Annotated in this window: 23 protein-coding genes and 2 riboswitches; of the genes, 11 read left to right on the top strand and 12 right to left on the bottom strand. The window is 61.5% G+C overall.

Annotated features, from left to right (window positions below; all coding sequences use genetic code 11):
- Positions 1-60: 60 nt before the first annotated feature.
- Complete coding sequence (locus C1H84_RS08160; RefSeq protein WP_113607090.1) at positions 61-624, bottom strand: dihydrofolate reductase family protein; 564 nt, start codon at positions 622-624, stop codon at positions 61-63.
- Positions 625-855: 231 nt separating this feature from the next.
- On the opposite strand from C1H84_RS08160, the gene C1H84_RS08155 reads away from it, so the two are divergent.
- Complete coding sequence (locus tag C1H84_RS08155; RefSeq protein WP_244910848.1) at positions 856-2,385, top strand: GMC family oxidoreductase; 1,530 nt, start codon at positions 856-858, stop codon at positions 2,383-2,385.
- A 112-nt stretch (positions 2,386-2,497) separates the two neighbouring features.
- On the opposite strand, the gene cycA is transcribed toward C1H84_RS08155, so the two are convergent.
- A complete protein-coding gene (gene cycA / locus C1H84_RS08150) occupies positions 2,498-3,991 on the bottom strand; it encodes a D-serine/D-alanine/glycine transporter (protein ID WP_113607088.1) in 1,494 nt (497 codons plus the stop codon).
- 213 nt (positions 3,992-4,204) lie between these two features.
- Positions 4,205-4,313: riboswitch (glycine riboswitch) on the bottom strand.
- A riboswitch (glycine riboswitch) is annotated at positions 4,314-4,412 on the bottom strand. It lies immediately after the preceding riboswitch.
- A gap of 266 nt (positions 4,413-4,678) precedes the next feature.
- On the opposite strand from cycA, the gene C1H84_RS08145 reads away from it, so the two are divergent.
- Both C1H84_RS08145 and C1H84_RS08140 read left to right on the top strand, forming a co-directional pair.
- Positions 4,679-5,131, top strand: a complete 453-nt coding sequence (locus tag C1H84_RS08145; RefSeq protein ID WP_047120230.1) for a MarR family winged helix-turn-helix transcriptional regulator — start codon at positions 4,679-4,681, stop codon at positions 5,129-5,131.
- Entirely contained in the window at positions 5,128-6,171 is a 1,044-nt protein-coding gene (locus C1H84_RS08140) for an FUSC family protein (RefSeq protein ID WP_113607087.1), read from the top strand. The genes C1H84_RS08145 and C1H84_RS08140 overlap by 4 nt, the downstream gene beginning before the upstream one ends.
- Positions 6,172-6,249: 78 nt before the next feature.
- Here C1H84_RS08140 and C1H84_RS08135 read toward each other — a convergent pair whose 3' ends face one another.
- The 4 genes from C1H84_RS08135 to C1H84_RS08120 are packed head-to-tail and all read right to left on the bottom strand — an operon-like array spanning position 6,250 to position 12,241.
- Complete coding sequence (locus C1H84_RS08135; RefSeq protein ID WP_113607086.1) at positions 6,250-7,530, bottom strand: M20 family metallo-hydrolase; 1,281 nt, start codon at positions 7,528-7,530, stop codon at positions 6,250-6,252.
- A 43-nt stretch (positions 7,531-7,573) separates the two neighbouring features.
- The gene (locus C1H84_RS08130) at positions 7,574-9,235 is read right to left on the bottom strand and encodes an amidohydrolase (protein WP_113607085.1); all 1,662 of its coding nucleotides are present in this window, start codon (positions 9,233-9,235) and stop codon (positions 7,574-7,576) included.
- Positions 9,232-10,872, bottom strand: coding sequence for a thiamine pyrophosphate-dependent enzyme (locus tag C1H84_RS08125; RefSeq protein WP_113607084.1), 1,641 nt, complete (start codon positions 10,870-10,872; stop codon positions 9,232-9,234). The genes C1H84_RS08130 and C1H84_RS08125 overlap by 4 nt, the downstream gene beginning before the upstream one ends.
- Positions 10,873-10,918: 46 nt before the next feature.
- Complete coding sequence (locus C1H84_RS08120) at positions 10,919-12,241, bottom strand: MFS transporter (protein ID WP_374189840.1); 1,323 nt, start codon at positions 12,239-12,241, stop codon at positions 10,919-10,921.
- Between the two features lie 162 nt (positions 12,242-12,403).
- Here C1H84_RS08120 and C1H84_RS08115 point away from each other — a divergent pair, with 162 nt between their 5' ends.
- A complete protein-coding gene (locus tag C1H84_RS08115; protein ID WP_181728075.1) occupies positions 12,404-13,585 on the top strand; it encodes an RsbRD N-terminal domain-containing protein in 1,182 nt (393 codons plus the stop codon).
- Positions 13,586-13,673: 88 nt separating this feature from the next.
- Here C1H84_RS08115 and C1H84_RS08110 read toward each other — a convergent pair whose 3' ends face one another.
- The 3 genes from C1H84_RS08110 to C1H84_RS08100 form a co-directional block, all read right to left on the bottom strand.
- Positions 13,674-15,953: a heavy metal translocating P-type ATPase gene (locus tag C1H84_RS08110; RefSeq protein WP_047120228.1), complete on the bottom strand. Its 2,280-nt coding sequence runs from the start codon at positions 15,951-15,953 to the stop codon at positions 13,674-13,676.
- 38 nt (positions 15,954-15,991) lie between these two features.
- Positions 15,992-16,312 carry a heavy-metal-associated domain-containing protein gene (locus tag C1H84_RS08105; protein ID WP_113607081.1) on the bottom strand — a complete coding sequence of 107 codons (321 nt, stop codon included), beginning with the start codon at positions 16,310-16,312 and terminating at the stop codon, positions 15,992-15,994.
- Positions 16,313-16,373: 61 nt separating this feature from the next.
- Complete coding sequence (locus C1H84_RS08100; protein WP_047120226.1) at positions 16,374-16,703, bottom strand: metal-sensitive transcriptional regulator; 330 nt, start codon at positions 16,701-16,703, stop codon at positions 16,374-16,376.
- A 96-nt stretch (positions 16,704-16,799) separates the two neighbouring features.
- On the opposite strand from C1H84_RS08100, the gene C1H84_RS08095 reads away from it, so the two are divergent.
- The gene (locus C1H84_RS08095; RefSeq protein WP_047120225.1) at positions 16,800-17,942 is read left to right on the top strand and encodes a lipid II:glycine glycyltransferase FemX; all 1,143 of its coding nucleotides are present in this window, start codon (positions 16,800-16,802) and stop codon (positions 17,940-17,942) included.
- A 14-nt stretch (positions 17,943-17,956) separates the two neighbouring features.
- The gene (locus tag C1H84_RS08090) at positions 17,957-19,231 is read left to right on the top strand and encodes a carboxylate--amine ligase (RefSeq protein WP_113607080.1); all 1,275 of its coding nucleotides are present in this window, start codon (positions 17,957-17,959) and stop codon (positions 19,229-19,231) included.
- On the opposite strand, the gene C1H84_RS08085 is transcribed toward C1H84_RS08090, so the two are convergent.
- Positions 19,228-20,619, bottom strand: coding sequence for a DUF4232 domain-containing protein (locus C1H84_RS08085; protein ID WP_113607079.1), 1,392 nt, complete (start codon positions 20,617-20,619; stop codon positions 19,228-19,230). The genes C1H84_RS08090 and C1H84_RS08085 overlap by 4 nt on opposite strands.
- A gap of 101 nt (positions 20,620-20,720) precedes the next feature.
- On the opposite strand from C1H84_RS08085, the gene C1H84_RS08080 reads away from it, so the two are divergent.
- The 4 genes from C1H84_RS08080 to C1H84_RS08065 all read left to right on the top strand — a co-directional run bounded on the left by C1H84_RS08080 (position 20,721) and on the right by C1H84_RS08065 (position 23,557).
- Positions 20,721-21,179, top strand: coding sequence for a GatB/YqeY domain-containing protein (locus tag C1H84_RS08080; RefSeq protein ID WP_113607078.1), 459 nt, complete (start codon positions 20,721-20,723; stop codon positions 21,177-21,179).
- Positions 21,180-21,263: 84 nt separating this feature from the next.
- A complete protein-coding gene (locus C1H84_RS08075; RefSeq protein ID WP_244910847.1) occupies positions 21,264-22,511 on the top strand; it encodes a CynX/NimT family MFS transporter in 1,248 nt (415 codons plus the stop codon).
- A 174-nt stretch (positions 22,512-22,685) separates the two neighbouring features.
- Positions 22,686-22,994, top strand: coding sequence for a type II toxin-antitoxin system Phd/YefM family antitoxin (locus tag C1H84_RS08070; protein ID WP_181728093.1), 309 nt, complete (start codon positions 22,686-22,688; stop codon positions 22,992-22,994).
- Between the two features lie 32 nt (positions 22,995-23,026).
- Complete coding sequence (locus C1H84_RS08065) at positions 23,027-23,557, top strand: type II toxin-antitoxin system RelE family toxin (RefSeq protein WP_113607233.1); 531 nt, start codon at positions 23,027-23,029, stop codon at positions 23,555-23,557.
- Between the two features lie 129 nt (positions 23,558-23,686).
- Here C1H84_RS08065 and C1H84_RS08060 read toward each other — a convergent pair whose 3' ends face one another.
- Positions 23,687-24,457 carry a DUF2786 domain-containing protein gene (locus tag C1H84_RS08060; RefSeq protein ID WP_113607076.1) on the bottom strand — a complete coding sequence of 257 codons (771 nt, stop codon included), beginning with the start codon at positions 24,455-24,457 and terminating at the stop codon, positions 23,687-23,689.
- Positions 24,458-24,719: 262 nt separating this feature from the next.
- Between C1H84_RS08060 and C1H84_RS18225 the strand changes: the two genes are divergently transcribed.
- Positions 24,720-24,860: a hypothetical protein gene (locus C1H84_RS18225; RefSeq protein WP_181728092.1), complete on the top strand. Its 141-nt coding sequence runs from the start codon at positions 24,720-24,722 to the stop codon at positions 24,858-24,860.
- 82 nt (positions 24,861-24,942) lie between these two features.
- On the opposite strand, the gene C1H84_RS08055 is transcribed toward C1H84_RS18225, so the two are convergent.
- Positions 24,943-25,620 carry an IclR family transcriptional regulator gene (locus C1H84_RS08055; RefSeq protein ID WP_047120217.1) on the bottom strand — a complete coding sequence of 226 codons (678 nt, stop codon included), beginning with the start codon at positions 25,618-25,620 and terminating at the stop codon, positions 24,943-24,945.
- Positions 25,621-25,734: the final 114 nt, after the last annotated feature.

The following is a 25,734-nucleotide window of genomic DNA, read 5'->3' as shown; positions in this document are numbered from 1 at the left end:
CGCGGACGCGCCCTGCACGTATTTCATGCGCAGTTCCCGGCGCTCGGGTGTGCGCGGCTCCTAGCGCTTGACCTCGTAGCACAGACGCATGACCCCGCCGCTGAGCTCCTGGGCGCAGAGCAGTTCCAGATTGGTGCGGGCGAGGCCCGGGGCGAAGTAGGGGGTCCCGCCGCCCAACACTATCGGGAACAGGTTGATCCGGTATTCGTCGATCAGTCCCAGCCGCGCCGCCTGGGCGGCCAGGTCCGCCCCGCCGATGGCGATCTCCGTGTCGCCTCCCTGCGCCTTCAGCGACTGGATCTCCTCGCCCAGGGACCTGGTGGCCAGCCGGGCGTTGCCCTGCACTTCATTCAGCGTGCGGGAGAACACGACCTTGGGCAGAGGGTTCCACAGTGCGATCCAGTCCAGATCCAGCTTTGTGCTTTCCGGGTTATCCGCGGCGGTCTCCCAGTACAGCATGACCTCGTAGAGCTTGCGCCCCATGAGCTGGACACCGAGATTCTTCGCCTCGTCGATGGAGGCCTGGTAGATGTCGTCACCCGGAACGCTCCAGTCGATTCCGCCATCCGGACCGGTGATGAATCCGTCCATGGACATGGACATTGAATAGGTAACCTTGCGCATTGCCGCCGCCTCTTTCGAAGTTGCTTCCACGGTACGCACCGCTGGGCGCGCTGGAAAGGGCCTGCAGCGCACTGCCAGCATGGGACCCGTCCTGCGCTGGAAGCCAACCCGCGTGCGCTGCAGGCCAATCCCTAAATCCCGAATCCGTAGCAGACTAGGTTCGATATGTGTGACACGGCCAACACCTGGAGCCGACATCGGCGCTGGCCTGCACGGGAGAAAAGGGGAATTGTGGAGAACAAAACCGTCATTGTCGTAGGCGCAGGTTCGGCCGGATCGGTGGTCGCGCGCCGGCTCGTGGACGCCGGAGCCAGCGTCACCCTGTTCGAGGCAGGCAACGAGGACACCAACCCCGCCATCCACGACCTCTCGCGCATGGGGGAGCTGTGGCACAGCGAGGACGACTGGGACTACTACACCGCGCCCATGAACGGCACCGCCAGCAAGCCGATGCACCTGCCGCGCGGCAAGGTCATGGGTGGCTCGCATGCGCTGAACGCCACCATCTGGGTGCGCTGCGCCCCGCAGGACTTCGACCACTGGGCCAGCGTCAGCAGCCCCGACTGGGCCTGGGAGAACGTCCTGCCGGTTTACAAGGACATCGAGAACTTCTCCGGAGGCGCCAGCGAGCTGCGCGGCGGCGCGGGCCTGCTGCCCGTAGTCGACAAGTACCCGCTGGACGAGATCCACCAGTCGATCATCGAGGCCGCAGTGCAATCCGGCGTCGAGCACAACCAGGACTACAACGGCCAATCCCTGGAAGGCGTCTCCCAGGAGCAGGTGAACATCGTCGACGGCGAACGCATCAACACTTGGAAGGCCTACCTGAAGCCGGTGCGCGACAAGCTGCGGATCATCACCGGCGCACAGGTTCACTCGCTGCTGGTCGAGGACGGCGCGGCGGTGGGCGTGCGCTACCGCAGCGGCGGGCAGCTGCACGAGCTGCGCGCGGACGAGGTGGTGCTCAGCGCCGGCGCGCTGGGCTCCCCGCAGATCCTGTTGCGTTCGGGCATCGGCCCCTCGGCGGAGTTGGAGGCCGCCGGCGTCGCTCCGCTGCTGGATGCCCCGCAGGTCGGCAAGAACCTGCACGACCACCTGCTGGCCCCGGTGATCGGGCAGACCACTGCCAAGGACATCCCGGCGCCGCGCACCGGCATCTCGGTGTCGCAGACCCACCTGTTCGCCAAGTCGCGGGAGGATCTGGACGTGCCCGACACCCAGCCGATCTTCTTCTCCGTGCCGATGTACTCGCCGGGCATGGAACCGGTTCAAGGCACGGCATTCACCCTGCACTCGGGCATCATTGCCCCTCACAGCCGCGGCGAGCTGACGCTGTCCGGGCCGTCGCTGGACGACCCGGTGCGCATCGACCTCAACGCGCTGGATGACCGGCGGGACATGGACGCGTTCCTGTTCTCCATCAAGCAGTGCCGCGACATCATGGCGCAGCCGGCGCTGGCTGGGGACTGGGGAGCGGTGGAGGTCTATCCGGGCGCCGAAGTGCAGGACGACGCGGCGCTGGAGGACTACATCCGCAACAACGTGGTGACCTACCACCACCAGGTGGGAACCTGCCGTATGGGCGTCGACGCGCAGGCGGTGGTGGATCCGCGGCTGAAGCTCAACGGGCTGAAGGGCCTGCGGGTCATCGACGCGTCCATTATGCCGCGCATCACCACCGGCAACACCAACGCCCCGGCGGTGCTGATCGGTGAGCTCGGCGCGAAGTTCCTGCTGGAAGACCTGGCCGCGAGCCGGTAGCCGCCGGCCTGTTCTCCCGTGCTGACGCCAAGGGCCTCTCCCGTGCTGACGCCAAGGGCCTCGCACCGTCATCCCGTGACGTTGCGAGGCCCTCGATGGTTGCCCAAAGGCGCTAGCTGTCGATGCTTTCCTTGGCCTTCTCGGCCTGGGCTGCGCCGGCTGACACGGTGCTGCGGTAGGCGGCCGCCTCGCGGCGCTCGTGGGCGACCTTGCCGGCGTGGGCCAGGCGCAGCGCCTCGTGCTTCGGATCGCGGCGGACCCCCAGGTAGCCGATGCCCAGCCCGATGAACCAGAGCGGGGTGGCGATCAGCGCGACCAGCGTGTCGGCCTGGGTGGTCAACGCCCACAGGATGAAGACGAAGAATGCCAGCACGACGTACGGCATGAACCGTCCGCCGGGCATCTTGAAGGCGCTGGCGTCATGCAGCTGCGGGCGGCGGGCCCGGTAAGCCAGGTAGCTGAGCAGGATGATCGACCAGACGAACATGAAGCAGAGGGCTGAAATGGTGGTCACCAGCGTGAACACCGCCATCACCGAGTCGCCGCTGTAGAGCAGCGCGACGCCTGCCAGCAGGAACATGCATGAGAACATCAGCGCGTTGCGCGGCACCTTGCGGGAGGAGAGCCGCTCGAACTTCTTCGGGGCGTCGCCTTCCAATGCCAGGCCGCGCAGCATGCGCGAGGTCGAGTAGATGCCCGAGTTGGCGCTGGAGGTGGCGGAGGTGAGCACCACGAAGTTGATGATGCCCGCGGCGCCGGCCAGCCCGGCCAGGGTAAACATGCCGACGAACGGGGATTCCTCGGTGGAGAACAGCGTCCACGGCTCGACCATCATCAACACCAGCAGCGCGCCGACGTAGAAGAACAGGATGCGCAGCGGGATCGAGTTGATCGCCTTGGGCAGGGTCTTCTCCGGGTCCTTGGTCTCGGCCGCGGTGGTGCCGACCAGTTCGATGCCCACGAAGGCGAACACGGCGATCTGGAAGCCGGCCACGAAGCCCATGGCGCCGTTCGGGAACATGCCGCCATGTGCCCAGAGGTTGGAGAAGGAGGAGCTGACGCCGTTGTGCTGGAAGCCTGTGATGACCATGGCCAGACCCACCACGATCAGCGCGCCGATGGCGATGATCTTGACCAGGGCGAACCAGAATTCGGTTTCACCGAAGGCCTTCACGGTGCTCAGGTTCAGCACCAGCAGCAGGGCGATGCAGGCCAGGCCCGGGATCCACAGGGGCAGGTCGCCCCACCAGAAGGCGACGTAGTGCGCGATGGCCACGACATCCGCGATGCCGGTGACAACCCAGCAGAACCAGTAAGTCCAGCCGGTGAAGAAGGCGGCCCAGGGGCCGAGCAGGTCGCCGGCGAAGTCGGCGAAGGTCTTGTAGTTGAGGTTGCTCAGCAGCAGCTCGCCCATGGCGCGCATGACGAAGAAGAGCATGAAGCCGATGATCATGTACACGAAGATGACCGAGGGGCCGGCGACGGCGATGGTCTTGCCGGAGCCCATGAACAGGCCGGTGCCGATGGCGCCGCCGATTGCGATGAGCTGGATATGGCGATTGGAGAGTCCGCGTTCGAGCTTGGGGGCAGAGCTGGTTGAGCTCATTCAGGCGCCTTCCGGGAGTGGGGGATCCCGCACCCGACGCAATCCGGGACAAGCCGGTGGGCCTGTCCGCGGACAGCGCTACCTTCGAACACGCGCATCGTGGTGTTCTCCTGTTTTCGGCCGCATAAGGCTCAAGCGCTCAAAGCAAGTGCCTGCCGCGACCACGGGGGAGCATCATGGGCGTGCCCGCGAGTGCGGCACTGTTCTGATGTTCCTCCCCAATCTGTTTGCGTACCTGAGAGTTTTCACTTCGCGCCGAATACTGGGCGAAGCCTGCTCCTTCGGTGAGCGCGACCTTCATCGCGCTACTTTCCAGATGTGCCTGTTCGTGGCGGTACGGGGGCCTGAGAGTTTCCCGGGGAGGAATTGCTCCTACGGCGCCCGCCCTTGGTTCAGGACGGGGCTCTCCCGCCACGCATCAATGGCTGTTTGGTGACTGCCATCACAGTATGCCTTGGAAACGTGAAGCGATGCAAATTGAATCTGCCGGAAAATCGTCTTAAAGCCTCAAAAGGTCCTTTCGAAAATCCTTATTGACAAGTGCGTTTCAATTCCGTCTTGTGGCTTAAAGTTTGAAACGGCGCAACGCTTAATATGAGACCCCAGGTTCCCGCCCCTGGGTCGCGTTCGGGGAGGCAATCTGTCCCGCTATGAAATCATTTCATTGTGAAATGATATTCTCGGTGGGTGAATGAACAGAAACCGCCCCAATTCCAATGGAACTCCTTGAGTTATCTGGCGACCCGGGTTGGGCGCGTGGGTACCACGGCGCTCGGTGCGCTCATGGACGCCGAGGGGCTGACGCGCCACCACTTCACGATCATCAGCGCACTGGAAGAGTCCGGCGCGATGTACCAGAACGACCTGGCCGACCGGGCCAATATCAACCGCGGCCATATGGTCGCCTACCTCGACCGGCTGGAAGCGCACGGTACGCTGCAGCGCACCGTGGACCCGGCGGACCGCCGCCGCCGGCTCATCGAGCTGACCGCTGAAGGGCGTCGTTTTGCGGACCGTGCCGTCGAAGCGGCCCGCGAAGGCGAGGAGAAGATCTACAGCGTGCTGGATGCGGCCCAGCGCGACCAGCTGCGCGGCCTGCTGCAGCTGGTAGTCGCCAGCGAGGAGGAAGCTCGCCCGTGATTGCCCACGCACAACAGATCTGGAAGCACAGCGTTGCCGTCGCCCCGCGCATGCCGGCGTTGCGGCCCGCGGCCCGGGCCACGTTCTGCCTGGCGGTGCCGCTGCTCATCCTCGCCAGCCTGGGACGGATGGATTGGGCGATGTATGCAGGGTTCGGCGCCTTCTGCGCAGTCTTCGGCCGCTACGACAACTACGCGGTCCGCTTCTGGCAGCAGCTCAGCTGCGGCGCGGTGCAGGTAGCATCCATGCTGCTGGGCACGCTGTTCTCCTTTCTCCAGACGCCGTTCATCGTCGATGCACTTGTCTTGGCCGTGATCGCCTTCGGCTCCAATCTGGTGTCGCGCGGGGTGCGCTGGCTTCCGCCGGGACCGATCTTCGCGGTGTTCGCCGGCGGTGCCTGCCTCTCGGTTCCGGCAAGCGGCGAAAGCTTCATCGGGGTGCTGCTGGTCGGTGCGGGCACCGCATTGTTCAGCCTGCTGGTCATGCTCGGGCTGTCGGCCCGACGCGGCCGACTGGCGGCCGCGCTGAAGGCGGAACCCACCTGGGCGCCGACCGAGAAATCGGTCCATGAATCCGTGCGCATGGGCATCGCCGTCTTGTTGGCCGGTGTCGTGGCCTATCTTCTTGGGGGAGACCACTGGTACTGGGCGAGCCTTGGCGCAATTTCCGGGGTGATGGGGGCAACCGTCCACAGCCGGGTTGCCCGGGCCCTGCAACGCTGCGTCGGAACCTGCATCGGCGTACTGCTGACCTGGGCGGTGTTCGTCTTCGAACCCAATCTCTGGGTGCTGCTTGCGGTGGCGCTGGTCGGCCAGTTCTGCATCGAGGTCGTCATCCTGCGCAATTACGCGGTGGGCATGGTCTTCATGACCATGGTCGCGCTGCTCATGGTACACCTCGCCAGCCCCGAGGATCCCATGGTGCTGCTGGTTGACCGGGTCACCATGACGGTGCTCGGGGCGGCCACCGGTGCGGCGCTGAGCGTGGCGATCGGCATCGTCGTGGGTCAGCAGAAGCACGTCGAGCAAAAGCAGAACTAAGACCGCGTGGGAGAAGCCATTCCAATTGGCGCCCCAAAAACGAGTTTAAGGGCGCCAATATTCGTCGCCGAGCATGATCTACTGAGACTGCCCGGTTGCAGAGACAAGGAGCGCATCCGCTGGAACGAATTGGCCTTGTACAACGCGATGAAGTACTTCGGCGAGAAGATCTAGTCCAGCTAGCATGTCCTTGTCGTGTGTCAGCTCGCGTTCATTGTGGCTGATACCCTCCACGCTGGGGACGAACAACATGATGGTTGGGACAATGTCTTTCATATTCGTTGAGTCGTGCCCGGCCAGTGTCCGGACTACCCCATGCCGGAGGCCTAGGGATTGCGCTGCGTCGGCAGCCAGCTTGAGTCCCGCCTGATCGTAGGCTTTTGCAGCCCAGACATGCTCAGCACCCCGTTCGATGCTGACATTTGCCAGCTTTTCGATTCGCTTCACACGGGAGCGCAGATCCGCATCCGCTGCGGCTAGTACGTCAGCATCGGTAGATCGAAGATCCACCAGAAGATTTACACGACTAGCTACAACCACGGGCGAGTTGGGGTACACGGAGAATTCGCCGCAGGAGGTGATTACCATGTGTTCATCGGTGGAATGTTCCAAAGCGACCTCTCGCGCAGCGACGACGAGCGCGCTGGCACCAAGCAAGGCATCTTGTCGGTCTGCAATGATGGTAGCTCCGGTATGCGCTTGCTCCCCGTGAACTATGAATTCGTACTTGTTTGCACCCCAGGTCGATTCGACCAGCCCTATGTCTAGCCCCTGGTCTTCCATAGAGCGTCCTTGCTCAATGTGGATCTCTACGTATGCAGCCACCTCGATCTCAAAATCACCTATGGTTCCAATTGATTCGAGAGCTTCGCGAACACTCACACCGTGAGGATCAGTTGTTGCCAGAACCTGCGGGGCTGGAAGCTTACCCGTAAAAACTGCGCTACCCATCATGGATGGCTTGAAACGACAGCCTTCTTCGTTAAACCAGTTGACGACAACAATATTGAATTTCGCTGATTCGTTGTCTTGTATGGTTTCACGCACGCGTAATGCAGCGTGGGCCCCTGCCAAAACGCCATACGCGCCGTCGAAACGCCCTGCCAATGGCTGTGAATCAAGGTGCGATCCCACAGCGATCCATGGAGCTCCTGGAGATAGTTCCAGTAGGGAAAACTGGTTGCCCACGTTGTCATAGTGGACGGAGAACCCGTGGCCCTCCACTAGCCCACGGAACCAGTTTCGATTTTGTCCGTCTGCCGTCGTAGCTGCCTGTCGGTCAACGCCACCACCAGGTGTGGCACCGTTGCGGCTCATTGAAGCGAAGTCTGCCAAGAACGATTCGTGATGGATTTTCATCTTCTCTCCTGAATTTTAATCTATTGACCTGCACCCTGTGGGTCTACACATGGGCGGGAATTTCTGACTTGGTGAAGCTTGATCGGCCTCCGACGTAAGTCCCGAGTACCTCAATGGCTGCGATTTCGTCAGCCTCCAGCGGCGATTCCGAGAGCACGACAAAGTCGGCCAGCTTGCCTCGGGAAAGCGATCCTCGATCCTCGAACTGTCCAGTACCTTTTGCAGCATTGACGGTATACAGGCGCAAGGCCTCCAGAGGCGAGAGACATTCGTCGGATCCTCCGAGGACCCGTCCCTTGTCGGTTCGCCGCGTCACTGCGGAATCAATTGCTCGAAGCACGTTGTTATCTGCAACAGGAAGGTCTGAACTGCCGGCAACCAGTACACCAGCGTCCAACAACGACTGGCCGCGATATAGCCAATTCTCGCGATCCGGTCCGACTAATGCTGCGAACTGGTCGCCCAGCGGCCCGATGAATGATGCCTGCGGTGTCACTACGATTCCGTGGCTAGCTACAGCAGAGACTTGATCGGGCCTAGCAATGCCGAAATGTTCGATGCGATTCGGCAATGCGTTAAGGCCATAGCGTTCCTGTAGCTCCGCAATGATTTCTATGCCCAGATCGATGGCCGCATCGCCAATTGCATGAAGCGCTACAGGCCAGCCGGCCCGGTACGCCGCGGAAACGCTTTCTCGGTATTCCTCGGGAGTGTTCAACAGGTATCCAGTGTTATGCGAATGCCCGCAGTAGTCCTCTGTCACCGCAGCCGTAGCACCAAGCAGAGAACCATCCATGAATACTTTCACTGGACCGAAGGAGACGAATTCATTTCCGAATCCGGCTAAGACGCCTAGGTCCAGCCCTCGTCCACGCCCTGTGCCATGTGCGTCCGAGACATGAGAATCCTGCTCACGCAGAGCATCCAGCGCGGGCATCAGCTGTGCGCGGGCATGAAGACGCTTTTCTGCTAGTGCTTGTTGATACGCGGTGACCTCAATAGGAGAATGACCAATCCAACCTCCTCCAACACCCGCTTCGGTAAATGAAGTAATTCCGCAGGCCGCATATCGGGAGGTTGCTTCATCAATAGCCGCCGTCAGCTGTTCGATCGAATAGGGCAGGACCAAGCGCTGCACCAACGATTGTGCTGATTCCTCCACCACACCGGTGAACTGTCCAGAGGCATCCCGGACGATGGCACCACCGATAGGATTTTGGAAATCGGATTCAAAAGCACCTGCGAGTTTCAAAGTGGCACTATTGGTTATAGACGCATGTCCGGAAACATGTCGCAAGTACATTGGTCGGTCGCCCGTGATCTCGTCTAAGCGGCGGAGGTCGGGAAACTGACCGTCATGGTCTTTCTGATTGAAACCAGTGCCGTTGAGCCAGACACCTGGCTGATCCTTTAACTCGTGCATCTGCGCTTCTAATAGGGCATAAAGCTCCTCCAAACCACGAGCTCCGGACAGGTCCACGGCGGATAACCCCAAGCCCCACCATGCGGTGTGGCAATGGGCATCAATGAATCCTGGAGTAATGACGGCGGAACCAAAATCAATGGTTTGCGTGGCTGAGAGGCCCTGAATCTGCTCGTCGAATCCTAGAATGCGTCCAGCGAAGATACCCATGCATTGTGCTGTAGGACGGTCCTCATCCATGGTTAGGATGGTCTTGGCTCGCACCAGAAGATCGAGCATCATGCCGAGACCTCCTGGCTGTGCGCAACGGTTCCTGGCCCCATAGTTTCGGGATCAGTTTTCAAGTGCAACAATGCAGGACCACCATGGGCCAACGCGCGGCGCAAAGCTGGAGCGAAATCCTCTGTTTGATCCACGTACTCACCATGTCCGGAAAATGCCTCGATCCACCGTGCGAAGTTCGGGTTCACCATGTCTGTTCCAGACGGCCGGCCTGGGTAGTGAAGTTTTTGATGTTGCACAATCGTTCCGTAGATCCCATTGTCGACAACGATGACTATTGGCGAAGCGCCTTGGGCAAAAGCGACAGCAAGCTCCTGAGCATTCATGAAGAAATCTCCATCCCCGCAGATCGCCACCACCTGGCGTCCTGGATTGCTGATGCTAGCGGCTACCGCCGCCGGTACTGCCAAGCCCATTGCCCCGTTGCGGGGTCCAACCAAAGTTCCTGGACCGTGGTGGCTGAGATACCGATGGCCCCAAAGAGTCGCGTTTCCTGCACCATAAGAAATGATCCGGTTGCTGTCTAAAACCTCTTCAAGGGTCTCGAATGCTGCCGCCAAATCAACACCAACTCCACCATCGCGGCCAGGCCTGGTGAAGGCCACCTGTTCCGCACGAAGCCTTTGCATCCACGTAGCTTCGCGTTTTCCGCGGACGGAATCGGAAGAGGGCAGGGCCGAGATGAAAGATATAGGCGAAACTCCTACATGTATGTCTAGACGACCTGCATGCCCTTCCAATGAAGCATCCGGAGTCACGACAATTGTCGGGGTATTCATCGCGGCGGTGTAGCCCTCAGATAGAACATCGGTTCGGCTGCATCCCAAGAAAACTAACAGGTCGGCTTCGCCAAGTGCCACAGCTGCATGGTCAGACCTGCCGTACCCGAGCCAGCCGGCGTAAGCTTCGCAGTCGTGATCGACTGCATCGTAGGCTCGCCAATCAGCAAACAACGGGATCCTGGCGGCCACAGCGAACTCACCTAGTATCGCAGAGGAGTTCGTATCCCAACCGTCACCACCGACGACGATGGCAGGCCGGTCTGCGTCTGCAATCAAGCTCGTGATGATGGAAAGCGACTCGGAATCAGGTGCCGCGGTCGGCAGGGGTTGTGGTGTTGGCACCGGAGACGATGTGAGTCGAACCAGTACATCTTCTGGAAGACCCACGACTACCGGTCCTGGCCGTCCAGACGATGCCAGCCGCAGGGCTCTGGCTACGACTTGGCCAGCCTGATTCTCATCGTCCAACTGGTAGACGGCTTTGGAAGTAGTGGAAAACCAACCTTCCAGGCTGAATTCTTGGAATGCACCACGACCTCGGTCAGACAACGGAACCAAGCCTACGAACAAGACAAGAGCCGTGGCATCTTGCCAAGCCGTGTGAACTGCGATCATCGCATTCGCGGCTCCGGGGCCACGGGTTACCATGGCGATTCCTGGAGTACTACTTAGCCTTCCTTCGGCCAAAGCCATGAATCCGGCTCCGCCTTCGTGACGGGTGACTACCGTATTGATAGGCGAGTCATGCAATCCGTCCAATACGTCTAGGTAGCTTTCGCCGGGAACTGCGAATACGCGTTCCACTCCATGTGCTTCGAGAGTTTTTACGATCAGATGTCCGGCAGACATAGTCATGGTTCGGTTGGTCCTTTGTGGTGAAAAAATCAGATCAGCGATGAAACTAGTGCTTGAAGCCGGGGAGGCTGACGCTCATCCTAGGGGCCAGAATGCCAGCTACTGCGGTGAACAATGACAAGAAGACCAACATGGCTGCTGCGGGCCACCAGTGATTCGCTGCGGAAGCGACCAATGCGGTGGCAACCAGCGGGATAAAACCGGAAATCATTCCGGCAGCGTTCTGAGCAAATCCGACTCCGGTGTAGCGAGTTGCCGCAGGGAATAATCCGGTAAGCACAGTGCCGGAGGCCGCGTAAGGCAAAGACAGGGTGCACACAGCCAGAGACATACCGAGAATTACGACTACAGGGTCTCCGGATTCAACGAGCAGGAATGCTGGCCATGCGACTGCTGCAGATAGCAGGCCACCGTAGGTAATCACCTTTGACGCTCCGAAGCGCTCGCCAAGACGGCCACCGAGAATCAATGTTGGAATCTCCAGGACCGCTGCAACGATCCCACCAAGTAGCATCAGTGAGGGCTCGTAATTAAGTACGTTTACTCCGTACCAAACCATGAATGCGGTCACCAGGTAGAAGCCACCTACACCGAGTAGACCTGCCGCCATGCCGATGATGATGTGCTTCCACGACTGGATCAGCGTAGTGCGGATCGGAGTTTTCTCGGTTTCTCCGTTTTCTACCAGCTCCTTGAAAACCGGTGATTCATCCAAGCGGCTTCGAATGTAAAGAGCGATCAGAAGCATTGGAATTGCTGCAAGGAACGGTACGCGCCAGCCCCAGGCATCGAAGCTTTCCTGCGAAACGAACACGGTCATCAAGAAGAATCCACCTGATGAAAGGATAGTGCCGATAGGGGAGCCGATCTGTGGCAGCGCAGCGTAGCGAGCCCGTCGATGCAGTGGCGCATTTTCTACGACAATCGTCATCGCACCGGACCATTCACCACCCACGAAGAGCCCCTGAGCTACACGGAGAAGTACTAGAAGAATTGGTGCCGCGATACCGATGGCTGCGTAAGTTGGCAACATTCCGATGAGTCCTGTGATCAGACCGATGCCGACGATGGTGATCATCAATGTCTTGCGTCGGCCGATCTTGTCGCCCATGACTCCGAAGATCATGCCACCGACAGGGCGGGCGACTAAGCCCACGCCAAATGTCGCGAAGGCAGCCATGGCGGCAGCTGTCGCATTCTGGCTATCAAAATACTGGACATTGAATACAAGCGCAGCGGCAGCACTGAAAAGGAAGAAATCGTACCATTCCATGGCGGTGCCGATGAGTGCGCCGATTGCTACCTTGTTTGCTTCCTTATCGGAAAGCTGATGGGTAGCACCGGCTTCTTGGGTTGCGGTGTGTGTCATGGGAAACATCATCCTGATCGGAAAGGGATGAGCCGGTTATGCGTAAGGCTCATTCGGTTGTCATGATGTAGTCCATCTTTTCAATAAAGCGGAGTTTGGTGACCAACGATTTGCAACGCGTTCCAGATCACAAACAGTGCAAAAGCACATAAAATGTACGAGTTGGCTGAAAAACTGGATAGGAACCTAATGAATTCTCAGGATGTTGATTCACGCCGTTGGAATGAGTTGCTGGATCAACTAGATACGTTGGAACTCACTGACAAGTTCTTGAAACGTCTGGAATCGATTCCCATTTATGCTGAGTCGCCACTTCCAAACAGTGAAATTAGGCGCACTGGCCAGGCATCATTCGAAGCGTTGATTCTTGCTATGAGAACAGATGATGATGACCCGGGCTATCTTCGCGAGCGAGACGCAATTGCTTTGGAAGTTGGGGTTTCTAGAGCGAGAGCGCAAGTTCCCGTCGAAGCCTTGATGACTGCGATACGTTTGGACTTCTCGATAATCTGGCAGGCGATTGCCGAAATTGCTGAGCCTGGGGACGCTCAACTTATCGTGCAACGCACGGCTCGAGTCTGGGAAGTCGTGGATGGGTATGCCGGCGCGACGGAAAGTATCTACGTCGAAGAGCTGGCGCGCGTTCAAGCCGAAACCGCAGGTTTGCGCCAAAGCCACCTCGCGACCTTATTCAGCGGGCGCAATTTGACCCCGGCTGCTCTAGAAGGAATTTCCGTTGTTCTTGGGCACCGTCCAGACACTGAATTCGTGGTGGCAGTAGCCCTTTGGGAACATATACCTTCCCTGAGGCTCATCTTGGCCAATTTTCACGAAGCTACCGGAGTGGTTACGTTTGCGACTGCTGATGCCTTAGTCGTTTTTTATCCACTGGACGCTTCGCCTGGTTCTAATTTTCACAAGCTCACCGTTCGGCTCGGAAATCTCAACTGCGGCTTGCTCGCCGAAGGATGCACATTGGAGCATGTGCCACATAGTGCTGATGTCGCAACTATTCTGGCGGAGCTTCTGGTTGACGGGGAACAAGGTGCCATGACATGGGCACGAGGGTGGGCTCGCATGGCTAGGCGAGAAATGAGCAAGGTGGGTGCTCCTGGCATTGAAGAAGTTGATCGGGCCTTGAGTACCTGTGCGGCTGCGGAACAGCGTCGGTTACGAGAGGCTGTGCAGTCCTACATGCGGACCGGTAGCATAGCGCGATCTGCCGATGAACTTTATTGTCACCGAAATACCTTGATGAACAGATTAAAGCGGTTCGCGCAGTTGACTGGTGTAGATCCAACGATCCCGGTACAGGCCGCTAGATTGGTTGTCGGTTGGTCGTAATCGAGATCGCCTAGTTTGTGGAATGAAAATTGGCCGCCGGGTGGGAATTCAGTTCATGGATTCCCACCCGGCGGCTTGGTGCTTTGGGCTACTTCTTGCCGAAGTTGCGCAGCCGCAGCGAGTTCAGCACCACCAGCACCGAGCTGGCGGCCATGGCCGCGCCGGCGATCATCGGGTTCAGCAGGCCCAGCGCCGCGATCGGGATGCCCGCGGTGTTGTAGGCGAAGGCCCAGAACAGGTTCATCTTGATCGTGGACAGCGTCTTCTCCGACAGCGCGATGGCCTGGGCGACCTGATGCAGGTCGTTGCCCATCAGAGTAATGTCCGCAGCCTCGATGGCCACATCCGTGCCCGAGCCCATGGCGATGCCCAGGTCCGCCTGTGCCAGAGCCGGGGCGTCGTTGACGCCGTCGCCCACCATGGCCACGACCTTGCCTTCGGCCTGCAGGCCGGAGATCGCCTTGACCTTGTCCGCCGGGAAGACCCCGGCGAAGACGTCCTCGGGCTTGATGCCCACCTGCGCGGCCACCTTGGCCGCCACGGACTTGTTGTCCCCGGTCAGCAGCACCACGCGCAGCCCGCGCTGCTGCAGCTCGGAGATCGCCTTGGTGCTAGTCTCCTTGACCTTGTCGGCCACGGAGATCACTGCTTGGAACTGGTGGTCCACCGAGACCAGGATGGCGGTGGCTCCGGCCTGCTCGGCCTCCGCCAGCATGTCCAGCGCTGCCTGGTCCAGTTCGGTGCCCTGGGACTGCAGCCAGCTGTAGCGTCCCACAACCACGGTGCGGCCGTCGATCACGCCCTTCACGCCGCCGCCGGGATCGGAATCGAAGTCCGACACCTGGGCCAGCGGGCCGAGCTGCGCGGCCGCGGCGGCGATGGCCTGGGCAATCGGGTGCTCGGAATGGTGCTCCACGGCGCCGGCCAGGGCCAGTGCCTCATCCGGGTGCACGCCGTGGACGGCACGGGTGCCGACGTGGGTCATCACGCCGGTAGTGACGGTGCCGGTCTTGTCCAGCACGATGGTGTCCAGCTTGCGGGTGTCCTCCAGGACCTGCGGTCCGCGGATCAGGATGCCCAGCTGGGCGCCGCGGCCGGTGCCGACCAGCAGTCCGATCGGGGTGGCCAAGCCCAGGGCGCACGGGCAGGCGATGACCAGAACTGCCACCGAGGCGGTGAACGCCGCGTAGCTGTCGCCGGTGGCCAACCACCAGACCAGGAAGGTGAGCACCGCGATACCCAGCACGATCGGCACGAAGACCGCGGAAATGCGGTCTGCCAGCCGGGCGATCGGGGCCTTGCCTGACTGCGCCTCTGAGACCAGACGGCCCATCTGGGCCAAGGTGGTGTCGGCGCCCACGCGGGTGGCGCGGATGACCAGGCGGCCGGAGGTGTTCAGCGTGGCTCCGGTGACCTCGTCGCCTTCGGCCACCTTCTGCGGCACGGATTCACCGGTGAGCAGCGAGGTGTCGATGGCGCTGGCCCCGTCGACCACCACGCCGTCAGTGGCGATCTTCTCGCCGGGACGGACCACGAACTGGTCTCCCACCTGCACCTGGTCGGCCGGGATCTTCACCTCGGCGCCGTCGCGCAGCACGACGGCTTCCTTGGCGCCGAGATTCAGCAGGGATTTGAGCGCATCGCTGGCCGAGGACTTGGCCCGGTGCTCAAGGTAGCGTCCGAGCAGCAGCAGCGTGGCGACCACGCCGGCGGTCTCGAAGTACAGCGCATGCTCGCTCATCTTCATGCCCACATGGGCGGTCATCATCGGATCGAGGATCAGCTGGATAGCGGAGAACAGGTAGGCGGCCAGCACGCCCAGGGACACCAGGGTGTCCATGGTGGAGGCCAGATGCCGGGCGTTGACGGCGGCGGCCTTGTGGAACGGCCAAGCGCCGTAGAGCACGACAGGGGTGGCCAGCGCGAACGTGACCCAGCCCCAGTGCGGGAACTGCGCTGCGGGGATCATGGAGATGACGAACAGCGGGATCGTGAAGATCGCGGAGACGACCAGGCGGCGCAGCAGGTGGTTGGGGACCAAGTGCTCGTGCCCTCCGCCGGAGCCTTCGTCGTGCCCCGAATGCTCCGGGGTGTTCCCGGGGGAGCGGGGCTCCGGGTGCAGCGGGGCCTTGAGATTCGCCGAGTAGCCGGCGGCCTTGACGGTTTCGATCAGCGTCTCGTCGGTGACCTCGGCCGGGACCTGGACCTTGGCGCTTTCCAGCGGAAGGTTGACCACGGCGCTCACGCCGGGCAGCTTGCCGAGCTTGCGTTCCACGCGGTTCACGCAGGACGCGCAGGTCATGCCCTGGATCTCAAGGTCGACAGTGCGCAGGTCCAGGGGAGAGGGGGTGTCGGTTTCGGAAGTCATGGGGGTAACCCTGTACTTTCCTGCCCGAGATCGGGCAATTACGCGTTGATTGCCTCGACGGTGTATCCGGCTTCGTCGATGGCGTTCTTGATGGTCTCTTCGCTCAAGGCCGCAGAGGAGCTGACGGTGGCGGTGGAGATGCCCGTGGCGTTCAGGATGACTTCGACGTCGTTGACGCCGTCGATCTCCTTGAGCTCCTCGGTCACCGATGCCACGCAGTGGCCGCAGGTCATGCCAGAAATCTGGATCTCGGTGCGGGCGATGGCCGGCGCGGCGTCCGGGCGGGGCACGATCTGCAGCAGGTCGTTGCCGTTCTCGGCCTTGTTGGAGGAGCGTCCGCAGTTGCAGTTGTGGCTCATGATCTTGCTCTCTTTCGGGTATCCGGGGACAGCGCCCCGGGAATGGGAAAAATCCATTGAACTAGCGCACCAGGCGGGCGATGGCCGCGGAAGCCTCGGTCACCTTGTCGTTGACGTAGCTTTCATCGCCGGTCTCGATGGAGGTCTTGGCGGCGTCCACCACGCAGTGGCCGATGTGGTCCTCGACCAATTGCACACTGACCTTGTGCAATGCGGCATTGATGGCGGAAACCTGGGTGAGGATGTCGATGCAGTACTTGTCCTCGTCGATCATCTTCGCCACGCCGCGCACCTGTCCCTCGATGCGCTTCAAGCGCCGGGCCAGGGCATCCTTGTCCGCGTGGTAACCGTGGTGCTGGGCGTCTGCAGCAGGGGCTGGTGTCGTGTTCATATTTAGATAATACCCCTCAGGGGTATGAAGTCAAATACCCTCCAGGGGTATGATTGGTCACGTAATTCCCAGCTTGGTCGCGATAGGATTTCATTCGTGAGCCACAACGAACTTCACGTGCGTCCTATTTCCAGCACCGAACACTCATCCTTCCTCGCTACCGCCCAAGACGTCAGCTTCCTGCAGCGTCCCGAATGGGCGCGCGTCAAGGGCGGCTGGCGCGGCGAATCGCTGGGCTGGTTCGACAACGACTCGCTGGTCGGCACTGCGCTGGTGCTTCACCGCAGCGCGCCGGTCATCAAGAAGACCCTCGCCTATGTACCGGACGGGCCGGTCATCGACTTCGAAGCCTACGGGGCCGACGCGGTGCTGAAGCCGCTGGCCGCCTACCTGAAGAACCGCGGCTCCTTCCAGCTGAAGATGGGCCCGGGACGTGCGGTGCGCACCTGGGGCGCCGCCGCCGTGCGCAAGAACCTGGGCAAGGAAGGCTTCGCCCAGCTCTCCGACCTCGATGTGCAGTCGCAGTCCGACAGTGCGCTCGCGCTGAACGACGCGCTGGGCGCCCTGGGCTTCACCAAGGAAGACGTCGGCCTGGACTTCGCCGCCGGCCAGCCCGAGTACGTGGCCCGCGTGGCCCTGCAGGATGCCGAGGGCAACCAGCTGGACACCGAGAAGGTCATGGCTTCCTATTCCTCCACAACCCGCAACGAAACCCGCAAGGCGCTGAAGAGCACCCTGCAGGTCGAGGTGGGCGAGTGCAAGGACATGGCGCGATTCCATGCCCTGTACAACCACACCGCCGACCGCCAGGATTTCACCGGCCGCCCGCTGAGCTACTTCGAGAAGATGCACACCGTGCTCAACGAGGCAGTTCCCGGCTCCTGCACCCTGTACATCGCCAGCAACGAGGGCGTGGACCTGGCAGCGTCCATCATGATCCGCTCCTCCAACCTGGCCTGGTACCTCTACGGCGCCTCGTCCTCCGAGCAGCGCAAGCTCTTCGCGCCGAAGGCCATCATGCACCATATGATCAGCGACTCCATCGAGGCCGGTTGCCGCTACCTGGACCAGGGCGGCGTGAGCGCAACCCTGGACAAGGACCACCACCTTTCGGGGCTGACCAAGTTCAAGACCAACACCGGCTGCGATATCGTGCAGACCAACGGCGAATGGGACCTGGCGCTGAACAAGCCGTTGGCGTGGGCCTTTGAAAAGTACATGAACTGGCGCAAGAAGTAGGAACCGCAACCCCCATGGAAATTGATCCAACCCAGCGCTTCGTCCCGGTGATCCTGGGCGGAGACATCGGCACCTACACGCTCGCCCGCGAATTCTACGAGGCCTACCAGGTCCGCTCCGTGGTGCTGCCGGCCGCCGGCAACGGCGTCATCGAGCACTCGGTGGCCATCGACCTGCGCCCCATCGGCTCCATGGCCGACGAAGGACGCGTCGTGGAGGCGCTGCTGGAACTCGCCGCGGAGCTGAAGGCCTCCGGGGACCGGCCGCTGATGCTCTTCGGCTCGCTGGATTTCCACATCATGCTCATCGCCAAGCACCGTGCGGCGCTCGAAGAGCACTACGTGATCCCGTACCCGGAACTCGAGGTCATCGAGGCCGCGGCGCTGAAGGAGAACTTCTACGCGCTCGCCGACCGGCTGGGCATCGCCCACCCGCGCACCGCCGTGTACCGCCCGGGAGCCGACCTCGAAGCCCTCGCCGGCAATTTCACCTTCCCGCTGATCGGCAAACCGTCCAGCTCGGGAGACTGGATCGCCGCGAAGTTCGAGGGCAAGCAGAAGATCCACACGATCCAGGACTTCGCGCAGCTGGCCGAGCTGGTGTCCAAGATCGATGCCAGCGGCTACACCTCGGGCTACATCCTGCAGGAATACGTACCCGGCGGCGACGACGTGATGCGCCTGTGCACCTACTTCGCCACGAAGGAGGGCAAGGTCATTTTCGCCGGCTACGGCGAGGTGGTCATCGAGGAGCACGCGCCGTTGGTGTTGGGCAACTCCGCCGCCATCGTCACCGGCCGCAATGATGCGATGGCCGCCGACGGGGCGCGCATGCTGGAGGAACTGGGCTGGCGCGGCATTGCCATGATCGACGCCAAGTACGACCACCGCGACGGGCAGATCAAGTTCTTCGAGATCAATCCGCGCCTGGGCCGCAACCACTTCTACCTCACCGCCGCCGGGGTGAACCCCGCCCGCTTCTACGTCACCGAATTCCTGGGCGCCGAGTTCGACTCGGCCAGCGTGGAAACCACCGCAGTGGTGGAAACCGAGGCGGGAGTGCTGCAACTGAGTCGCGAGCACCTGTTCACCGTGCTGCCGCACCACCTGCTGCGCCGCTTCCTGGACAGCGGTACCGGACGCAAGGCGGCCGTGCTGCTGAAATCCGGCAAGGTCTCCAACCCGCTGAAGTTCGCCCCGGAAAAGCACCCGCGCCGCCGGGTCTACCTGGTGCTAAATGCGGTCAACCACTACGTGAAGTACAAGAAGTTCCCTCCGCGCAGCATCTAGGGTGCCCGGCTGCCGGGGCGTTCGCCCGATCCGCTGGACTCCCCGGGCTTCGACCAGCCCTCGGCGGCCTGCACCCAGGGGCCCAGATCGACCCGTGCCCCGTCGAGGATATCCAAGGACGTCGGACGTTCCTGATGCATCGGGGTCAAGACCACTGGTTCCAGGTTTGGCAGTGCGGCCACGCTCAGGTCGGTGGTCTCATCGGGATCCTGGCTGGTGGACATGGCTTTCCAATTCAGGGTGGAGATGGCGTATTCCCCGGAAGGAACCACGATCCGCTCCGCGCTCACATGGGTTTCCGGGCGGGTGACCGCATCATCCTGCACGTCGCCGTCGGCATTCAGGAACGTGATCTGCGCATAGCCCTGCAGGGAGCAGGCGCTTGCGGAAACATTGTGCGCGTAGAGAGACAGGAATCGTGAACCGAGCGCCGCATCCGGGCTGCTCAACGAGAGCTTGAGGTCGTCCTGGGTGCAGGTCGGGGCGTTCGCATCGCCAGGCCAGGCCGTGACGCCCTCGGGCAGCACCGGCGGCTTGGCCATGAGATGATCGGGCAGCTCCCGGCCGATCCAGCCGTCGAAGATCGTTCCGACGTCCGGGCTGGACAGGGTATAGGCTGTCGGCTCCGACAGGGGTTCATGCGCGTCGAGCCACCGCTTGATGTCGGCCGTCTGCTCGGAGTCGTCCGCAGCGCTCGAATACACGGACAACGAGCCCGAACCGAAAATGGCGTTCGCAACGTTCGGCTGCTGCGCGGCTTCGACTGCCAGTTGCACCTGCTCCAGCTTGAATTCCCCGTTGGGGGTGTAGCGAATCGAGCCGTCGGGGAGTTCAAGCGTGGGTTCGTAGTCCAGCCTCCGCGCGAGCTGCGCCAATTCAAGCAGTGCTTCGGTGTTCGGGGCGGACACCGATCCGTTGCCCACTTGCGTTGCTCCTTGCTGCCAGAAGCTGAAAGCCTGCGCCGTCTCTTGCCTCGGACGGTCTCCCAGCATCAACTGCAGCGGGTAGGTTTCCATGCCGGGAACCTGGGATTCCTGCGGGATACCGGCTACGATGCTGACTGCATGCTGGAGTTCGACATTGCCAACCACGACGGCCTGGGCCTGTTCGGCAGCGCGGGCCGCAAGTTCTGCCGCCTGCTGTGGGCTGAGCGTTTCAGGCAGGCGGAACGTCCACAGGACCAGCACCGGCCCCGAGCCGTTGGCGGCGGACGACCCCGCATCGTAATCCACCTCGGTGTCCAGGACATTGTCCAGCTCACCGATCTCGCCCAGCGCGGTGCACACCGGTTCGGGTGCGTCGCAGCGATCCCACGGGTCCCACAGCGCCACTGCCGCCGCCGTGACGGCAAGAGCTGCCAGCACGGCGATCAGCAATCTGCGTTTCATAAGGCTCAAGCTACCAAACGCCGTTCACGGCCCGCGGCCACCATGCCGCAAGCGAGTAAAGTCGGGGGTGGATGAGAAGACGTACGACGAAGGAGAATCACATGACTTTGAAAGAGCGCCTGCACGAGGACAGCATCACCCACCTGAAGGCGGGCAACGAGATGGAGAAAACCACGCTGCGCAATATCATCAGCACCATCGGGACCCGTGAGAAGTCCGGGAAGAACCCCACCGAGCTGAGCGACCAGGACGTGGAGAACTTGCTGCGCAAGGAGGTCGCCAACCGCGAGGAAACCGCCGCGCTCGCCGCCAAGGACGGGCGCGCAGATTTGGCCGAACGGGAACTGGCCGAGGCGGCTTTCATCTCCACCTACCTGCCGAAGATGCTCGACGAGACCGAAGCCCAGGGCATTGTGGACCGGATCATGGCCGAGCTCGCGGCCGACCACGAGCTGACCATGAAGGACATGGGCAACGCCATGAAGCTGGTCGGTGCCGAGATCGCCGGCCGCTTCGACGGCAAGGCCGTTTCGCAGATGGTGCGCGCGAAACTCGGCTAGCCAACGGCGTTGCCTGTGGGCGGCGCGGGGACCAAGCGGCGCCGGATAGGCCGGGAGCGCCCGGCCCGATAGTCTGTGCCTACTATGTCTGATTTTTCCCCGCCCCGCCTTGCGCTGCCCAAAGGATTCGGCGTCCTGCTGGTCCTGGCCATCATCTTGGCGTCGATCAACTTGCGCCCTGCAGTCACCTCGCTCGGGACGCTGCTGGATCCGGCCATCGAGGACCTGCAGATGAACGGGTTCATCGCAGGCATGATCACCGGAGTCCCTCCGCTGTGCTTCGCGCTGCTGGGACCGCTGGCCCCGCGCCTGACAGGCAAGCGCGGGCCGGAACTGGTCGTGATCGCCGCCATGGGCGCCATCCTCGCCGGAATCCTGCTTCGGTCGGCCGCGCCGGAAACCTGGACATTCCTCCTGTGCACCGCGTTGGCGCTGGCCGGAATCGCGGTGGGCAACATCCTGATGCCGGTGCTGGTCAAGCGGTGGTTCCCGCACAAGATCGGCGTGGTCACCGGGGCATACACCACGGCGGTGGCGCTGGGCGCCTCGGCTGTGGCAGGAGTGGCCGTCCCGGTCAATGACATGCTCGGCGGCCACTGGCGCATCGGTTTGGCGGTGTGGGCGCTACCCGCGCTGCTGGCCCTGGCGGTCTGGCTTGTTGTCTACCTCGGCTTGCGCTCCCAGATCGCCGCGCAGCATGGCGAATTCGGACGGAACCATGTCCAGGCCGCAACCATAGGCCCCATGTACAAAAATCCGACGGCCTGGTGGGTTGCCTTGTTCTTCGCCGGGCAGTCCTCGGTCGCCTATATCTTCATGGGTTGGGCTCCGAAGATCTTCGCCGATTTGGGCATGGATCCCATCGAAGCCGGTGCGCTGCTGGCGATCCTGCTAGGCGTGGGTGTCCCGTTGTCATTTGTGATGCCAGCGCTGGCCGCGCGGTTCACCCACCAAGGGCCGTTGGTGATCATCAACGGCGTGGCCGGGCTGATCGCGGTGGCCGGCATGCTCACTTTCCCGCTGGAAGGCGCCTATCTCTGGGTGATCCTGTTGGGCATCTGCGGATCGAATTTCCCGCTCGCCCTGACCATGATCGGGCTGAAAGCCCACAGCGCCGCCGGGGTAGCGAAGCTTTCGGCCTTCGGACAGTCGGCCGGCTACTTGATCGCGTTCCCCGGTCCGTTCGCCGTCGGGGCGCTGTATGAGGTCACCGGGTCATGGACCTCCCCCATCTGGCTTATCGCGGCGTTGATCGTGTTCCAGACCTACACCGGAATCATGGCCGGGCGCCCGCGCTATATCGAAGACCAGCAGCGCACGCAGGTGCGTTGATACCAATTTGCCGTTGGCATCTCGTGCAACGCGTTTAGCGGCCCATGAAACGGTTGCACCCAAGCAAACGAGTGCGAGCTGCTTGGCGTACCTCCAGCTCGCTGTCAGCCTAGCCCGAACGGGTAGCGTCGACCATGCCTAGAAAATCTAGGCAGAAATCTATATAGTTTTTTTATGGCCACCATGAGTATTACAGACGCATCCCGTGCGGGAATTTCGGCATTGGTAACCGCTGCTGAAGAAGGCAAAGATACGTCTTTGTCACGCCACGGAAAGGTTGTGGCTGAAATCGTGTCAGCTAGGGAGATCGCGCAATTACGCCGTGATCGCGAAAACCTTCGGGATGCTGCTCTGGTAATGGCGCGCTTCGCAACAGATAGTGGGGTGCGTACCGATCTGGATCAAGCCATGGAGTTCTTCAACTTGAATCGTGCGGAGCTCGAAGCGGAGAACGCTCGCGAAGCCGATCCTGAGAATTCGTGAATCAGCCCGGGGAACGGTTGTGCATCGTCCGGTTGACCGAAGACGCGGTAGCTGACCTCTATCGACTGCATAGGAAAGATCCCAGGATCGTACGCGCCGTTTTCAAGAAGATGCTCCTATTGGAAAAGTCACCCGATGCGGGGGAGCCCTTGCTTGGTGCCCTGATTGGTTTTCGTAAACTCGTCGTGGGAGACAGGGACTGGAGAATTGTTTGGCGCGTCACCGAAGATGCGTCCGGCGTACCAGTGCTCGATATTTCTGAAGTGTGGGCAGTCGGTGTCCGCTCGGACGGAGAAGTGCATGACGAGCTGACCCGGCGGGTCGCACGCATGGGCGATGATCCTCGGGTTCAGCCACTCAAAGACGTCATTGTTCAAATGGGCAGACTCTATGAATCGATCGAAGCTACGCCCGAACCCCAGCAAGGAACTGGTCTCCCGGAATGGATGGAAACCGCATTGAAGGAACAGTTGCATCTTTCGAAGCAAGCCATCTCGCTACTTACCGAACATCAAGCGCAGCAAAAGCTGATGGAGTACTGGTCCCAGAATCGAGGCAACTAGCCAGCGTGTCGAACATGGTGCTCAAGAATTCCAGTTGCTGTTGGCTAACGGACCGGGAGCCCGGACCCGTCTGAGATCGGCGGGCAAGCAATTTGACGGCCTCGCAAGCGGAATGAGCGGATCCACGATTTAGCCGGCAATGGCATCCGGAGCCTCATTGGACCCGTCCACGTGTTTGCCGATTCCCAAGTCCGCCCGTCGCCCGGCCGCTTGCCCGGCGAGCACGGCTCCCATGCTGCCCCTGCTCGCCCGGTTTCTGGAAGCGCGCAGGTACGGGTAGTTGTCGCTGACAAACTCGTCGACCTGGTGTTTGCGGTCCACCAAGACCAAGTCGGTTCCCGTTCCGGCTTGGGCGCTTTCCTCCTGGTAGAGCCCCTGGATCCTCATGGCGACCTGCACGTAGAAGCTGCGCTGGAATTCCCGCCGCTCGATCTGCTTTGCCGAATCGGTCCACAGCGCTGACTGGAATTTCCCCTCGGTATCCCACCAATGGGTCATGGCAAGGGTTGCCTGGATGACCAGCGACGAAAAGAGCGTCTTTACGGTTGCCACATCGGATTCGTGGCCGATGATGTAGAGCCTGCATGAATTCGAGTAGTTGGTCTGGAGGAGCGTGACGGTGCGGAACGCTCGCCCAACTTGCGACAGGCCGTCGCGCTGTCCCAGCCGATAGACGCCGTGCATCTCGAAGTGTTCCTCGATGATGGCTTCCTGCTTCTTGCCCTGGTGCGCGGATTGCGCATCGAGTTCCGCCCTGCCGATGCCGTAGCGCACCATCAGCCGCTCGGCATGTTCCTGGAAGGCCTGGGCCTCGTGCGGGTAGCTGGTGTTTTCGGCCTTGTTCAGCAGGAGCGTGATGCGCTCCTTCAGGCGCTGGAGCTTGTGTTCTGAATTCTTCATGATGCTTTCCTTGGCGGTGGCGAGCAGGCTTCGGATGAAGCCGGCGGGGCGTTCTTAGGCCCAGTGTGGCACGACGGAGGAAAGTCGGCTGACAGGGATGTGGATAACTACTTTGTACCAGTTGAAACGGACATAAATCGGCTCTAGCCGGTTTGCGGAACCGCGCGTAGAGTGAAGGCACCCAACTGGTCCTGTGGTTTTTGGTTCAGGGACCCCAAGTGAACTCCGAGAGGTTGTCATGGGAGATTTTCGGACATACACCATGGAAGAACGCGCCACCTACCTTGCTCCGCCCTGCGAACGCTGCGGGCAGCACCGCCATGTGGTCTGGGAAAAGGTCGAAGGCACCAACGGCTACAAGCCGCGCGATGCCGGTTGCTCCAACGAAGCCTGCACCGCCTAGCTCGAGGAGCTGCGGCAACGGCAAGAGCCGGGAAAACTGTTCACGCAGTTTTCCCGGCTCTTGCCGTCTGAGCGGAATCGTCCTAGATCCGCAGGCCCAGCGTGGAGGAGATGCGCACGGAGGCTTCGGCGAGCACCGAGGCGATATGCTGTTCGTCCAGATCGCGCGGGGGATAGATGACCGCGATGGCGGCCGGCTTGCCCTGTGGCAGCAACAGCGGCACGGCGATCGATGTCAGTCCCGGGATCACTTCGTCGTGGCTGAATTCGAAGTCCTTGGCGGGGTATTGCTCGGGATGGAGCTGGGAACGGATGACGCGTCCCGGAGCCCCGTTGTCGATGGGGTGCCGGGTGCCCGGGCGCTGGGCCACGGTGGCATCGGCCAGCCGGGGTTCGGCGGTGCTCAGTGTGACGGCGGCTTCGCCGTCGAAAACCACCAGCAGGGCGGTCATCTGCAGCTGGTCCGACACCGTGGCTAGATGCGGGGCGGCGGCGGCTTGCAGGGACTTGGCGACGTTGCGGGCCAGGGCGCCCAGCCGGGCGCCGAGTTCCAGGTCTCCGGAGGGCATACGCTCGACGAACCCGTACTGCTCGAAGGTCTTCACTAAGCGGTAGGCCATCGATCGGTGGATGCCCAGTGCCTCGGCGAGTTCGGGAACGCTGAGCGGCCGCGTGGATTCACCGATCAGGGTCAGTGCTTCCAGCCCGCGTCCCAGGGTCTGGGATCCGCCTTCAATGCTGCCCTTGGAGGTTTTGGTCATTGAACAATCTTTTCATTGCGGGCGTGGAGCACCGCATTTTCACGTATCGGAAGTGACGCAGGTCGACAACGCTTGTGACCTACGTCTTGAAGACAGCGTACTTGAAAGCTACTC

Source organism: Glutamicibacter soli, assembly GCF_003309065.1.
Taxonomy (GTDB): domain Bacteria; phylum Actinomycetota; class Actinomycetes; order Actinomycetales; family Micrococcaceae; genus Glutamicibacter; species Glutamicibacter soli.
The sequence above is the reverse complement of the archived record's forward strand: the minus strand, read 5'-3'. Positions and strand labels throughout refer to the sequence as shown.

Coding starts and splice junctions, on each gene's coding strand:
- C1H84_RS08135 (WP_113607086.1), bottom strand. CDS start 7,530: ATGAAAATCCATCACGAATCGTTCTTGGCAGACTTCGCTTCAATGAGC.
- C1H84_RS08085 (WP_113607079.1), bottom strand. CDS start 20,619: ATGAAACGCAGATTGCTGATCGCCGTGCTGGCAGCTCTTGCCGTCACG.
- C1H84_RS08125 (WP_113607084.1), bottom strand. CDS start 10,872: ATGACTATGTCTGCCGGACATCTGATCGTAAAAACTCTCGAAGCACAT.
- C1H84_RS08080 (WP_113607078.1), top strand. CDS start 20,721: ATGACTTTGAAAGAGCGCCTGCACGAGGACAGCATCACCCACCTGAAG.
- C1H84_RS08055 (WP_047120217.1), bottom strand. CDS start 25,620: ATGACCAAAACCTCCAAGGGCAGCATTGAAGGCGGATCCCAGACCCTG.
- C1H84_RS08160 (WP_113607090.1), bottom strand. CDS start 624: ATGCGCAAGGTTACCTATTCAATGTCCATGTCCATGGACGGATTCATC.
- cycA (WP_113607088.1), bottom strand. CDS start 3,991: ATGAGCTCAACCAGCTCTGCCCCCAAGCTCGAACGCGGACTCTCCAAT.
- C1H84_RS18225 (WP_181728092.1), top strand. CDS start 24,720: ATGGAAGAACGCGCCACCTACCTTGCTCCGCCCTGCGAACGCTGCGGG.
- C1H84_RS08105 (WP_113607081.1), bottom strand. CDS start 16,312: ATGAGCCACAACTGCAACTGCGGACGCTCCTCCAACAAGGCCGAGAAC.
- C1H84_RS08120 (WP_374189840.1), bottom strand. CDS start 12,241: ATGACACACACCGCAACCCAAGAAGCCGGTGCTACCCATCAGCTTTCC.
- C1H84_RS08100 (WP_047120226.1), bottom strand. CDS start 16,703: ATGAACACGACACCAGCCCCTGCTGCAGACGCCCAGCACCACGGTTAC.
- C1H84_RS08075 (WP_244910847.1), top strand. CDS start 21,264: ATGTCTGATTTTTCCCCGCCCCGCCTTGCGCTGCCCAAAGGATTCGGC.
- C1H84_RS08090 (WP_113607080.1), top strand. CDS start 17,957: ATGGAAATTGATCCAACCCAGCGCTTCGTCCCGGTGATCCTGGGCGGA.
- C1H84_RS08060 (WP_113607076.1), bottom strand. CDS start 24,457: ATGAAGAATTCAGAACACAAGCTCCAGCGCCTGAAGGAGCGCATCACG.
- C1H84_RS08070 (WP_181728093.1), top strand. CDS start 22,686: ATGGCCACCATGAGTATTACAGACGCATCCCGTGCGGGAATTTCGGCA.
- C1H84_RS08130 (WP_113607085.1), bottom strand. CDS start 9,235: ATGATGCTCGATCTTCTGGTGCGAGCCAAGACCATCCTAACCATGGAT.
- C1H84_RS08110 (WP_047120228.1), bottom strand. CDS start 15,953: ATGACTTCCGAAACCGACACCCCCTCTCCCCTGGACCTGCGCACTGTC.